This is a genomic window from Spelaeicoccus albus, from assembly GCF_013409065.1.
Classification (GTDB): domain Bacteria; phylum Actinomycetota; class Actinomycetes; order Actinomycetales; family Brevibacteriaceae; genus Spelaeicoccus; species Spelaeicoccus albus.
This window is the reverse complement of sequence record NZ_JACBZP010000001.1, coordinates 155,895-168,127: the sequence shown is the minus strand read 5'-3', so window position 1 is coordinate 168,127 and position 12,233 is coordinate 155,895. Positions and strand designations below refer to the sequence as shown.

At 64.9% G+C, this 12,233-nt stretch carries 12 protein-coding genes; 11 read left to right on the top strand and 1 reads right to left on the bottom strand.

Features of this window, described 5'->3' with window-relative positions; all coding sequences use genetic code 11:
* Nucleotides 1-33: 33 nt before the first annotated feature.
* The 3 genes from BJY26_RS00780 to BJY26_RS00770 are packed head-to-tail and all read left to right on the top strand — an operon-like array spanning nt 34 to nt 2,638.
* Nucleotides 34-954, top strand: coding sequence for an ABC transporter ATP-binding protein (locus BJY26_RS00780; RefSeq protein ID WP_179424831.1), 921 nt, complete (start codon nt 34-36; stop codon nt 952-954).
* The gene (locus BJY26_RS00775) at nt 951-1,799 is read left to right on the top strand and encodes an ABC transporter permease (protein ID WP_179424829.1); all 849 of its coding nucleotides are present in this window, start codon (nt 951-953) and stop codon (nt 1,797-1,799) included. The genes BJY26_RS00780 and BJY26_RS00775 overlap by 4 nt, the downstream gene beginning before the upstream one ends.
* Nucleotides 1,796-2,638, top strand: coding sequence for an ABC transporter permease (locus BJY26_RS00770; RefSeq protein WP_179424827.1), 843 nt, complete (start codon nt 1,796-1,798; stop codon nt 2,636-2,638). Before BJY26_RS00775 ends, BJY26_RS00770 begins: the two co-directional genes overlap by 4 nt.
* On the opposite strand, the gene BJY26_RS00765 is transcribed toward BJY26_RS00770, so the two are convergent.
* Nucleotides 2,631-3,926 carry an MFS transporter gene (locus BJY26_RS00765; RefSeq protein WP_179424825.1) on the bottom strand — a complete coding sequence of 432 codons (1,296 nt, stop codon included), beginning with the start codon at nt 3,924-3,926 and terminating at the stop codon, nt 2,631-2,633. The two genes, BJY26_RS00770 and BJY26_RS00765, sit on opposite strands and share 8 nt — an antisense overlap.
* Before the next feature lie 102 nt (nt 3,927-4,028).
* Here BJY26_RS00765 and panC point away from each other — a divergent pair, with 102 nt between their 5' ends.
* The 8 genes from panC to pqqA all read left to right on the top strand — a co-directional run bounded on the left by panC (nt 4,029) and on the right by pqqA (nt 12,204).
* Nucleotides 4,029-4,937, top strand: a complete 909-nt coding sequence (gene panC / locus BJY26_RS00760; protein ID WP_179424823.1) for a pantoate--beta-alanine ligase — start codon at nt 4,029-4,031, stop codon at nt 4,935-4,937.
* Nucleotides 4,934-6,409 (top strand): 3-methyl-2-oxobutanoate hydroxymethyltransferase, encoded by a 1,476-nt coding sequence (panB, locus tag BJY26_RS19465; protein WP_179424821.1) that lies wholly within the window; start codon nt 4,934-4,936, stop codon nt 6,407-6,409. The genes panC and panB overlap by 4 nt, the downstream gene beginning before the upstream one ends.
* A gap of 48 nt (nt 6,410-6,457) precedes the next feature.
* The gene (locus BJY26_RS00750) at nt 6,458-7,123 is read left to right on the top strand and encodes a cob(I)yrinic acid a,c-diamide adenosyltransferase (RefSeq protein ID WP_179424819.1); all 666 of its coding nucleotides are present in this window, start codon (nt 6,458-6,460) and stop codon (nt 7,121-7,123) included.
* Between the two features lie 49 nt (nt 7,124-7,172).
* Complete coding sequence (locus tag BJY26_RS00745; RefSeq protein WP_179424817.1) at nt 7,173-8,993, top strand: BCCT family transporter; 1,821 nt, start codon at nt 7,173-7,175, stop codon at nt 8,991-8,993.
* Nucleotides 8,994-9,080: 87 nt separating this feature from the next.
* Nucleotides 9,081-9,707, top strand: a complete 627-nt coding sequence (locus BJY26_RS00740; protein ID WP_179424815.1) for a nucleotidyltransferase family protein — start codon at nt 9,081-9,083, stop codon at nt 9,705-9,707.
* Between the two features lie 160 nt (nt 9,708-9,867).
* Complete coding sequence (locus BJY26_RS00735; protein ID WP_179424813.1) at nt 9,868-10,332, top strand: MSMEG_3727 family PQQ-associated protein; 465 nt, start codon at nt 9,868-9,870, stop codon at nt 10,330-10,332.
* Between the two features lie 27 nt (nt 10,333-10,359).
* Nucleotides 10,360-12,051 (top strand): PQQ-dependent dehydrogenase, methanol/ethanol family, encoded by a 1,692-nt coding sequence (locus BJY26_RS00730; protein ID WP_179424811.1) that lies wholly within the window; start codon nt 10,360-10,362, stop codon nt 12,049-12,051.
* 51 nt (nt 12,052-12,102) lie between these two features.
* Complete coding sequence (gene pqqA, locus BJY26_RS00725; RefSeq protein WP_179424809.1) at nt 12,103-12,204, top strand: pyrroloquinoline quinone precursor peptide PqqA; 102 nt, start codon at nt 12,103-12,105, stop codon at nt 12,202-12,204.
* Nucleotides 12,205-12,233 lie beyond the last annotated feature (29 nt).

Sequence of the window (12,233 nt, the reverse complement as noted above, 5' to 3'; positions counted from 1 at the left end):
CGCGATGTCGGCCGCCTCACATAGAGTGGACGGGTGCCTGTCATTACCGCCCGCCACCTCACGAAAGTGTACGGCGACCTTGCCGCCGTCGACGACATCTCGTTCGACGTGGCCCCGGGTGAATCCTTTGGCCTGCTGGGCCCGAACGGCGCCGGCAAGTCCACCACCATGCGCATGATCGGCGGCGTGTCCGGGCGCACCTCGGGCGAACTCGACATCATGGGCCTCGACCCGGCCAAGCGCGGTCCGGAAGTGCGAGCGTTCCTCGGCGTCGTCCCGCAACAGGACAACCTTGACGAAGACCTGCGCGTGCGCGAGAACCTCATCGCGTACGGCCGCTATTTCGGGCTGCCGCTGAAATATTTGCGCCCCAAGGCCGACGAACTCTTGGAATTCGCGCAGCTGACGGACCGGGCCAAGGCCCGCGTCGACTCGCTCTCCGGAGGCATGAAACGCCGTCTGACTATCGCCCGAGCACTCGTCAACGAACCCAAGATGATGCTACTCGACGAACCCACGACCGGCCTCGATCCGCAGGCCCGTCACATCCTGTGGGATCGGCTGTTCCGGCTCAAGGAATCCGGCGTGACGTTGATAGTCACCACGCACTATATGGACGAAGCCGAGCAACTGTGCGACAGGCTGGTCGTCGTCGATCACGGTCGTATCATGGCCGAAGGCTCGCCGCGTTCGCTCATCCGGCAGTATTCAACCCGCGAGGTGCTCGAGCTGCGGTTCGGTTCCGATCGCAATATGAGCGTGGCCGCCGAAATGGACGATATCGGCCAGCGCAGGGAAACTCTCCCGGACCGCGTGCTGATCTACACCGACGACGGCGAAACCGATCTCGAACGCGTGCGCGCCCGCGGTCTGCGGCCCGTCACGTCACTGGTGCGCCGATCGAGTCTCGAAGACGTGTTTTTGCGCCTGACCGGCCGGAGCCTGATCGAATGAGCCTGGCGAGCAAGGATGCGGCCCAGCATGCGCATTCTCCGGCGGTCTCGGCGGCCAAGGCGCGGCGATTCGGTGCCTGGTACGTGGCCGAGCACAAGATCCGCACGATGCGCGGGTACAAGTGGACGATTGCCGTGGACGGCGTCGGGTCGCCGATCGTGTACCTGTTCGCATTGGGCGTCGGGCTCGCCACTCTCGTCGACAAGGGGATGCACGGCACGGCGGACGGCGTCGGCTACCTGCCGTTCGTGGCGCCGGCGCTGTTGGCCACCGCCGCAATGATGACGGCGACCGAGGAATTCACCTATCCGGTCATGGACGGGTTCAAATGGCGGCGCGTCTATTACGGCTTCAACGCCTCGCCGCTCTCGACCGGGCAACTGGTCGACGGCATCATTCTTGGCACCGCGGCACGACTGGCGGCCACCAGCATCGTCTATTACATCATCATGCTGATCTTCGGCGCCGTTCCCAACGGAGGTCTTGGCGCGCTGACGGTGCCGATCGCGCTGTTGTGCGGGCTTGCCGTCGGCACGCCGCTGATGTCGTATTCGGCAAGCATTACCGAGGACCGCGGCCAATTCGCCATGATGATGCGGTTCGTCATCACCCCGTTGTTCTTGTTCTCGGGCACGTTCTTTCCCCTCGACCGGCTGCCCGTCTATTTGCAGTGGATCGGTTGGCTCTCGCCGCTGTGGCACGGCAGCGAACTTGGCAGGGTCGTCAGCTATGGTCTCGCCGAGCCGCCGTGGCTGACCGCGGCCCACATCGTCTATCCGTTGGCGCTCGCGGTCGCCGGCTGGGCCGTGTGCCGGCGCCTCTTCGCTCGGAGGCTCGGAAAATGACGGACTCGCAGACGACGACGGCCGGGACGCCGGCTGCCGCCACGCATCGCCGTCCGTTCGCATCGCTGTACTCGGGCAATATCCGCGCAGTCGTGGCCCGCGGGCTGCTGGCGGCAAAGAGTTCGACGTGGGGCGTCATGGTCAGCGGCTTCGTCGAGCCGGTGCTGTATCTGCTGGCCATGGGAATCGGCCTGGGATCGATGATCGGAGCCGTGGACGGCCCCGGCGGGCACACCGTCAGCTACGCCGCCTACATTGCCCCGGCCTTGCTGGCAGTGTCCGCCATGAACGGGGCCGTGTACGACTCGACGTGGAACGTGTTCTTCAAGATGAACTTCGCCAAACTCTACGAGGGAATGCTGAACACGTCGCTGGGCCCGCTCGACGTCGCGATCGGAGAGATCTCGCTGGCGCTGCTGCGCGGCGGGATCTACGCGGCCGGGTTCACCGTCGTGATGGCGGCGCTCGGCTTGATCACCTCGCCGTGGGCGGTGCTGCTCCTGGTACCCGCCGCCGTGCTGATCGCCTTCGGCTTCGCCAGCTTCGGCATGGGGATCACCAGCTTCATGAAGACATTCCAGCACATGGACTGGATCAATTTCGTGATGCTTCCGATGTTCTTGTTCTCGGCGACGTTCTATCCGATCACCGTGTACCCGCACTGGGTGCAGGTCGTCGTGGAGATCATGCCGCTGTGGCACGGCGTCGAACTGCTGCGCGGAATCAGCGCCGGCGTCTTCACCGCGGCCATGCTCGGCCACCTCGCGTATTACGTCGGCATGATAATTGTCGGAATGGTGCTCACGACGACCCGACTGAAGGCGCTCTTTCTCAAGTAGCGTTCAGCGTCTTGTCGCCGCGTTGCGGACGGCCGCGAGGTAACCGGAGGCCAAGAAGCCCGGCGGCCAGCACGACGGCCGCCGCCATTCCGAAAGCTGCCGGAAACGACCCGGTGTCGATCAGCCAGCCAGCGAGAACGGGCCCGGCGACCGCACCGAGATCGCTGGCCATATTGAAAATGGCGATGACGGTGCCGGTGCGTTGTCCGACCATGTCGCCGACCAGCGCTCCGGGTGCGCTGCCCAGGAACGCTGCGCCGGCGCCGAAGACTCCCATGGCGATGAGCACCATTGTCAGCGAGCCGCCGAGAGCTAAGAGCACGAGGCCCGCTGCCGAGACGGTCGTACCGATCAGGATGGCTGCCCGGCGTCCGGCCGTGTCGACGAATCTGCCGGCCGGGAGCATCAGCGCGGTTTGCACGATTGCCGACGAGACGAAGGCGATTCCGACCCACCCGGGCGCCACGTGCAGCGAATCGACCATCAGCAGCGGCACTGCGGTGCTGCGCACGCCCAAGACCGTGAGTCCCACGGCGAGGTTCGTCAGCAGCGCGGTCTGATATTCGGGTGTGCGCAGGAGCTCGCGCACCGACCGATCGGGTGCATTGCCGTCGGCGAGATCGGCATCGGCCCGGGCATCAGGGGCGTCCGCGGCGTCCGCGTCGTCCGCACCGATCTCGCGGGTCGTCGCGGTGCCGGACGGCGATGCCGGCTTGGTGACGAAAATCAACGCCACCACCGTCGCGATGCCCAGCGTGCCGGCATAGAGGAAGAACGGCGCACGCAGCGAAATGCCCAGGACGGCGCCGCCCAAGGCCGGCCCGGCGATGCCGCCGACGAGAAACCCGGAGCGGTAAATGCTGATGGCGCGCCCGCGCATCCGCTTACCGGCGGCCCGCAGCACGAGCCCCATGGCCCCGATGCCGAAAATTGCCGACCCGATCCCGCCGACACCGCGCAAGACGATCAGTTGTGGATAGCTCTGGGCGAGTCCGGCGATCAAGCTCGAGATCGCCACGACTATCAGCCCCAGCATCAAAGCGGTGCGCTCGCCGAGGAAATCCGATAAGCGTCCGGCCGCCAAGCCCGACAAGAATCGCAGACAAGCGAACGCCGACACGACGGCACCGGCAAGCGTTGCGCCCACGCCGAATTGCGTGGCGAACAGTGGAATAGCCGGCGCAACCACCCCGAACCCGAGTGCCACGCAAAGCGCCACGCCTGCCATGGCGAACACGTCGCCGGGAAGATCGCGCGGAAGTGCTAGACGGCGTCGAAATGGTGGCATGCGCACTTTCAGCCCGTGACCTCGCCTCGCATCGACAACCTCGGTCTCACTGTAACGCAGCTCGGTGCGCGCGATCGGCGCGAGTAGGTTAGCTTGGTACTCGTGTGTGCCGTTGAAGTCATTCGAACCAAATCCGCCCTTCGCGCGCGGCTGGACGGCGACCGCCGCGCCGGACTCCGCATCGGTCTGGTGCCGACCATGGGCTCGTTGCATGCCGGCCATTTGTCGTTGATTGAAGCGGCGCGCGCCGAGAACGACGTCGTCGTGATGAGCCTCTTCGTCAACCCGGCGCAGTTCGGCGCCGGCGAAGACCTGGACAGCTATCCACGGGACGAAGAGCGCGACGTCCGCTTGGCCGGCGCGGCCGGCACCGACATCGTGTACGCGCCGGACGTCGCCGAGGTGTATCCGCACGGATTCTCCACCGAGGTGCGGGTGAGTGGCGTGTCCGAAGTCTTGTGCGGGGATCCGTCGCGTCGCGGGCCCGGACATTTCGACGGCGTCACCACGGTCGTCAGCAAACTACTCAACTCGGTGGCCCCCGATGTGGCTTATTTCGGCCAAAAAGACGCTCAGCAGGTGATCGTGGTGAAGAAGATGGTCGCCGACCTCGATTTTCCGGTCACCATTTCGGCGCAGCCGACGGTGCGCGAGCAGGACGGTGTCGCGCTCAGCTCGCGGAATGCCTATCTGACCGAGGACGAACGGCCGCGCGCTGCCGCGATCAGCCGGGCGCTGAACGCCGTCCGTGAACGCGCCGTTTCCGATGAGCTGACCGCTGCGCTCGAAGCCGGTCGGCGCATTCTGGAGGGTGCCGGCCTCGATGTCGAATACCTCGAAGCACGCGACGCCGAGACCCTTGCGGACGTGCACGAAGTCGGCGACCGGCCGGTGCTCGTTGCCGCTGCGGTGCACCTGGGCAGGGCCCGGCTGATCGATAATGTGGTGATTGACGCCGCACCGAGCGATGACACAGCAATCGATGACACAGCACGGGGAGACGAATCATGAGTTCCGGATCCAAGGCGCCGTCCGGCCCGCGCAGCGCGGATGCACGGCCCGTCACTCTCGCGACGCTGGCGCGGATGAAGGCTGCGGGCGAGCCGATAGTCATGGTCACCGCGTACGACTTTCCGTCCGCGGCGTTGGCCGAGGAGGCCGGAGTCGACGTCATCCTGGTCGGCGATTCGGCGGCCAATTGCGTGCTCGGGTACACGTCGACGGTCTCGATCGGTCTTGACGAGCTGATCGTGTTCGGCGCGGCGGTCCGTCGCGGCGCCGCCACCCCGCTGCTCGTCGTCGACATGCCGTTCGGCAGCTACGAGGCATCCGACGAACGGGCAGTGGCAAGCGCTCAACGGATCATCCGAGAAACCGGCGCGGACGCCGTCAAGCTCGAAGGGGCGGGCACTTCCGTCTCGCGTGCCCGCGCGATCGCGGATGCCGGCATCGCCGTCATGGGACACATCGGATTGACGCCGCAGTCGGCGTCGGCGCTCGGAGGGTTGAAGGCGCAAGGGCGCACCGCCGATGCTGCGGCACGGCTGCTGCGCGGCGCTGCCGAGCTGGAACACGCCGGGTGTTTCTCGCTCGTGATCGAAGCGGTGCCCGATCCGGTGGCCTGCGCGGCGACAGCGGCGTCGGGCATCCCCGTGATCGGAATCGGCGCCGGAGCGGCCACCGACGGACAGGTACTTGTCTGGCACGACCTGCTCGGCGTCACCGACGGCCGGGTGGCGAAGTTCGTCAAGCGGTTCGCCGATGTGCGCTCCGAGACGGCCCGCGGACTGAATGCCTACGCACGCGACGTGCGCGCACGCACGTTCCCGGGGCCCGAGCACGCCTATGCCATGCCGGCCGGTGAGCTCGAGAGGTTCGACGCGGCACGTCGCCCCGAGTGGGTGGTGTTCGACTTCGGCAATGTGCTCTCGCGCCCGGACGCCGGACCGCCGGCCGTTGCCGCGCTTCTCGGCATGGACGAATCCGACGTGGCGCCCGCGTATTGGCGCGGCCGGGCAGGATACGACCTGAACGATGAGGGCTACTGGCCGGGAATGCTTGCCGAGTTGGGCGTCGACGCGTCGATTCCCGAACTGGTGCGCGCCGACAACGACGCCTGGCTCGAACTGCAGCCCGAGTCCGCCGCTCTGCTTGACGAGCTTGCCGCAAAGCCGGTGCGGCTCGCCCTGCTGTCGAACGCGGCAAGTTCGTTCGCAGCGGATCTGCGCGAGACGCCGGCAGGCGACTATTTCACCGAGCTGATCGTGTCGGGGGATGTGGGCATGGCCAAGCCGGACGAGCGGATATTCTCGTTGCTGCTCTCCCGACTGGGCGACCCGGATCCGGGTCGCGTGCTGTTCGTCGACGACAAGCACGACAACGTCGACGCCGCTCGGGCCGCCGGTATCGATGCCATTCTCTGGACGTCCGCGGCGGACGCCAGGCAAGCTCTTCGCGCCCGGGGCGTAGCGGTCGGAGCCTGACAGGGTAGGCATAGAATCCTGTGAACATCATGGTAACGTACCCCAGTGATGAAGGAATCTGATAAAGCAGGAGAACCAACTGCGTCCGTGCCGACGCCTGCCTGGAAGCCGTATACCCGTACCGGCGACACCGGTCAGACATCGCTGGGCGACTACACGCGGGTCGACAAGGACAACCTCCGAATCGCCGTATACGGCGACTGTGAAGAGGCTTCCGCGATCCTGGGCTTGGCAGTGACGTTGGGTGGCGTGCTGTCGAATGAAATGGTTCGCGTCATCACCCGCGTACAAAACGACCTGGTCGACGTGGCTGCCGACGTTTGCGCACCGGTCAACGGGAACGACGAAGGACATTTGCGCATCGACGGCGAGTACGTCGCGCGACTCGAACGGGCGTGCGACCATTTCAACGCGGAGTTGACGCAGCCGTCGAATTTCGTGGTGGCCGGCGGCACGACGACCGCCGCGGCGCTGTACTACGCATGCTCCGTCACCCGTCGCGCCGAACGATCGGCCGAAAAGGCCATCAAGGCGCTTCAGGAGGGCGAAATCAACCCGCTGGCGCGCACCTACTTGAACAGACTGGCCAACCTACTCCTCGTCCTGGCCCGATCGGCGAACGAGGAGCATGGCGATACACCGTGGGAGCCGGGTCTGACGGCGCACCGGAACGGACTCGAGTTGTGGGAACCACTCGTTTCGGACCAGGACTGAACCCCGCAGCCGCGACGCGAGCCGTCAGTAACTCGCAGAGGGAGACGTAATGACATCGGAGACGGCAAAAGCTGACACCGAACGCAAACCCAGAAATCTCTTCAACCCGAAGGCGGACAAACCGGTCGACCCGGTGGTCTTTTGTGTCGCCCTCGGGCTGATCCTCGTCTTCGTTGTGCTCGGGGCAATTTTCCCCAAGGAGACCGGCGACATCGCCAACACGGCTCTGCAATGGGTGCTTGCCCGATTCGGCTGGCTGTTCATCCTGGCCGTCGCGTTCTTTGTCGGCTTCACTCTGTTCCTGGGTCTGAGCAGGTACGGCCGCATTCCGCTGGGACGGGACGGTGAGAAGCCCGAATTTTCGACGGGCTCATGGATCGCGCTGATGTTCGGCGGCGGCATGGGCGTCGGCCTGGTCTTCTTCGGCGTGGCCGAGCCGATATCCCATCTGGGTGCCCCGCCACCGGACTCCGGCGTGCACCCCGGCACCCTCGAAGCCGCGCGCGTCGCAATGCAATATTCCTTCTTCCACTGGGGAATCCAGCCGTGGGCCATCTACTCGGTGGTGGGGCTGGCGCTCGGGTACTCCACGTACCGCAAGGGCCGCGGCAACCTGTTGTCCGCCCCCTTCACCCCGATTCTGGGAAATCCGGAGAACATTTTCGGCCGAGTGATCAACATCTTTGCCATCGTCGTCACCAAATTCGGGTCCGCCACCTCGCTGGGGCTGGCCGGACTCGAAATCGCAGCAGGCATCTCGTATGTTTTCGGGATCAAACCGACGAACACCGTGACGGTATGGGTCATCATCATCATGACGGCGATCTTCGTCATTACGGCAATCTCGGGCGTCGCCAAGGGCATGAAATACGCGAGCAACCTGAACCTTGTGCTGGCGTTCCTCTTGATGATCTTCATCCTGGCCGTCGGTCCGACAGTGTTCATCTTGAATGTTTTCGCCCGCTCCACCGGCGACTATCTGTTCAACTTCATCACCATGACGTTCCACACTGCCGGGTTCTCGGGTCCCGGAGCGCTGGATTGGCTGTCGAAGTGGACGATCTTCTACTGGGCGTGGTGGATTTCCTGGGCACTGCACGTCGGAACCTTCTTGGCGCGCGTGTCCCGCGGCCGCACGATCCGCCAGTTCGTCGGCGGAGCCGTCATCATCCCGTCGCTCGGGAGCTTCGTCTGGTTTGCCATCATCGGCGGATCGGGCCTGCATCAGCAATTGACCGGCAAGACCGACATCGCCGCGGCGCAGGCCAAAGACGGCGAGGCTGCAGCATTCTTCTCGATGCTGCAGGCGTATCCGCTGTTCACCTTCACCGGAATCCTGGCGATCGCGCTGGTTGCGATCTTCTTCATCACCGGCGCCGACACGGGCGCTATTGTGCTCGGCACACTGTCGTCACACGGCATCGAAGAACCGCGCAGACTGATCAGCGCGATCTGGGGCATGTCGAGCGCCGCCGTCGCACTGGTGTTGATACTGGTCGGGGGTCTGGACGCGATCGAGACATTCGTGATCCTTGCCGCAACTCCGTTCATGATCATCATGGGGTGGATGGCCATCACGTTCTTCATGGAGCTGCGCCACGACCCCTTGAGACAGTCGCTCAGCCCGCCCGTTCGCAAACATGCACCCGACCTGATGGAGGTCGAGGCCCGGCTCGAAAGCGGCGAGAACACCGAGGAACCGGCAGTCCCCGGCCCGGCCGTCGGGGAGCGGACCGCGCCCCCGATCCCGGTGACCACCCGGCAGATCCCGATCGGCGACGCCGAGCACGGGCGACGCCGGCGCGGCGATCGGCCGGAAGACGACCAGACGGACGACGACCAGACGGACGACGACCGGCCTGGCGAATAGGCCGAGCCACCAGGCAGCAGTCGGCGCACGACCCGCAGGGGCGTGCGCCGACTGCTATCACCGGGTGACGCCCATTACCATGCAGGTATGAGCGCCGCACCCGATGAACCGTCAGTCACCGGCTTGGTCCTGGCAGCCGGCGCCGGGCGCCGAATGGGCAAGCCGAAGGCCACGGTGATCGGCACGGACGGCGTGCCGTGGATAGTCCGGACCGTCCGGTCGGTATTGGCCGGCGGCTGCGACCGCGTGCTCGTGGTGCTCGGATCAGGCCACGAGCGGGCACGAGAACTGTTGGCCCAAGTCCGGCCGGGTGCGCCGGACGGCGGACTCGTGCGTGTGGTTGTCGCCCAGCGCTGGACGGAAGGCATGGGGGAAAGTCTTCGAGCCGGGCTGGAGGCTGTCCTTGCCGATGCCGATGCCGAGAGTCGCCCGCCGGCCGCAGTGCTTGTGCAACTCGTCGACCTGCCCGACGTCGGCGCCGACGTGATCGGACGCGTCACGCGCGTGGCCGGGCCGAGCGTGCTGGCCCGTGCGGCCTACCAAGGCGTGCCCGGGCATCCGGTACTGATAGGGGTCGACCACCTCGGGCCGCTGGCCGCCACCTTGTCCGGCGACGTCGGCGCCAAACACTATTTGGCGTCGCGCGACGTCCGGATTGTCGAATGCGGGGACCTGGCCGGCGGCGCAGACGTCGACCATAGGTTCGAAAACTAAGGCAATCTGAGCGCGAATCCGATCGATTTTCCCCTTGCGTTTCACGCAGCGCGCACAATAGCAAACAGAAGGCTTCACTGCAAGCCGACACGCCCTTCGAGTGATAATCTGCACATGCACGACGCAGAAGTCGGAATGATTCAAAAAGAGGTGAAGTCACATGGCGACCACCATTGCGAATCTAGGCTCGGTAATGAGCGAGCTGGGGCTGGACAAGCAGAATGGCGCAACACTCGGCCGCATGATCGGAGCGGGTGGCCTCGGACATGCCGAGGAAAACGCGGACGGGAGCATGCATGCAAGCGTGCGCATCCCGTTTGACGAGTTGATTTTCGAGCCGTCGGTCACTGTCATGCCGCATGGCGGCGACCTGGAGCTCGAACTGACAAACGACGACCGGAACACGCACTGCGCGTTGTTGCCCAGCAACAATGACAGAAAGTTCATCTGGTTGGAAAACGGGGCGCGGGGGACGGCGCATCTCAACCTCGACGGCCCCGGCTATTACTGGTATTCGTCCCCGGTCGGCAACGACGAGGGACGAGGACTCAACGGAATTATCGTCGTGCTGGGCGACGTCGCCGATGACGCGAAGCTCGACCGCCCGGCACAACCCAGAGCATAACCGGACACGAGCACACACAAGAGGCAGATGATGACTGAATATATCGATGCCGGAGAGGCAGTCGACCACTCGGACCTGAGCAATGTGGTGGGGCACGCGCCGGCAGTGACGAACGACGTCACATACGAAAGGATTGTGAACGCCCGGTCGGAGCCGCACAACTGGCTCACGTACTACGGCACCTACGACGGACAGCGCTACAGCACGCTGGACCAGATCACGAAAGACAACGTCAAGAAGATCGCGCCGGCCTGGGTCTTCCAATTCGGCGCGGCGGGAATCCACGCCGGTGCGTCGACGTATTCCTTCGAAGCCACCCCGCTGGTCGTGGACGGCGTCATGTTCGTCTCCGGCTGGGACGGCTGGGTATGGGCCCTCGACGGTCGGACAGGCCAAGAGCTGTGGCGGTACAAGCACGAGATCCCGTACGACGTGTCGCTATGCTGCGGCAACGTCAATCGCGGCGTCGCGGTGGCCGAGGGGAAAGTCTTTGTGGCAACCCTGAACGCGCACGTTGTCGCTCTCGACGCCGCCACCGGAAAACTGGTCTGGGATGCCACGTACGGAGATGTCCGGGCCGGTGAAAGCGCGACATTGGCACCGTTGGTGGTCAAGGACAAGGTGATGGTCGGCAGCTCCGGCGGCGAATTCGGCGTGCGCGGGCACATCGACGCGTTCGACCGGAATACCGGCAAGCACCTGTGGCGGTGCTACACCATCCCGAAGCCGGGCGAGCCCGGTTCGGAGACCTGGCCGGCCGACGGCGAGGCGTGGCAGCGAGGCGGTGCGAACTGCTGGATCACCGGCACCTACGATCCGGAGCTGAACCTCATGTACTGGGGCACCGGCAATCCGGCCCCGGATTTCGACGGCGAAGTACGCCCCGGGGACAACCTCTACACGGATTCCGTCGTAGCCGTCGACCCGGACACCGGTGAGATTCGTTGGCACTATCAGTACAACCCGCATGATCTGTGGGACTACGACAGCACCATGGAGAACATCCTGTTCGATCAGGGCGGACGCAAGCTTCTTGCCCACTTCGACAAGGACGGGTACATGTTCGTGCTCGACAGGACGAACGGTGAATTGATTCGAGCCGCCAAGTTCGGCGAACGCGTGGACTGGGGCGAGATCAGCGAAGACGGCAAGATCACCGTCAAGGTCTACCCGGACAAGGAAGGCGACCCGGTGCACTTCTGGCCGGGACCCGCAGGCGCCAAGGAATGGACGCATGCGGCGTACAGCCCGCAAACCGAGCTGTTCTACGTGCCGGTGCAAGACGTCGGTGCCACAGTTCGCCGCCGGCGCCGGGAATTCAAGGAGAGCATGCCGTACTGGGGCGCATCGGTAGTGGTGGACTCCACCGATATGAAGGGGTTCGTGAAGGCATTCGATGCATCCGGCAAGGAAGTGTGGCGGCAGGAGCACAAGCTGCCCATGTGCGCGTCGATGCTCGCCACTGCCGGCGGAGTCGTCTTCACGGGCGAGCCCACCGGAGAATTCAACGCCTACGATGCGCAGACCGGGGAGATCCTGTGGCAGTTCCAGACCGGCAACGGTCACCACGGCAGCCCCATGACGTACAGCATCGACGGCAGGCAGTACATTGCAGTGCCCGTCGGCTGGGGCGGCTGGGTCGAAGGATTCCTGCCGGCCATGCTCGGCGCGCCGCACGGTGACGCCTTGTTCGTTTTCGCCCTACCCGAGACGGTCTGAGACCGTCCCGTCAAGACTCCGATACCACAGTGACGAAAGGAGGTGGCATCGATGGAGATCGTGTCCGATTTGTCCCGCGAGTGGGAGACACCCGAGATTGTCGACATCGGCTGCTCGGCCGAGGTCACGGCATACGTCGCCCGAGAGGACTGACGACGAGGAATTGCCGGCCATGACGGCGA

Bases quoted from the DNA above. Each gene is read 5' to 3' on its own strand.
- BJY26_RS00775 (WP_179424829.1), top strand. From the start codon at position 951: ATGAGCCTGGCGAGCAAGGATGCGGCCCAGCATGCGCATTCTCCGGCG.
- BJY26_RS00770 (WP_179424827.1), top strand. From the start codon at position 1,796: ATGACGGACTCGCAGACGACGACGGCCGGGACGCCGGCTGCCGCCACG.
- BJY26_RS00765 (WP_179424825.1), bottom strand. From the start codon at position 3,926: ATGCCACCATTTCGACGCCGTCTAGCACTTCCGCGCGATCTTCCCGGC.
- panB (WP_179424821.1), top strand. From the start codon at position 4,934: ATGAGTTCCGGATCCAAGGCGCCGTCCGGCCCGCGCAGCGCGGATGCA.
- BJY26_RS00750 (WP_179424819.1), top strand. From the start codon at position 6,458: ATGAAGGAATCTGATAAAGCAGGAGAACCAACTGCGTCCGTGCCGACG.
- BJY26_RS00745 (WP_179424817.1), top strand. From the start codon at position 7,173: ATGACATCGGAGACGGCAAAAGCTGACACCGAACGCAAACCCAGAAAT.
- BJY26_RS00740 (WP_179424815.1), top strand. From the start codon at position 9,081: ATGAGCGCCGCACCCGATGAACCGTCAGTCACCGGCTTGGTCCTGGCA.
- BJY26_RS00735 (WP_179424813.1), top strand. From the start codon at position 9,868: ATGGCGACCACCATTGCGAATCTAGGCTCGGTAATGAGCGAGCTGGGG.
- BJY26_RS00730 (WP_179424811.1), top strand. From the start codon at position 10,360: ATGATGACTGAATATATCGATGCCGGAGAGGCAGTCGACCACTCGGAC.
- pqqA (WP_179424809.1), top strand. From the start codon at position 12,103: ATGGAGATCGTGTCCGATTTGTCCCGCGAGTGGGAGACACCCGAGATT.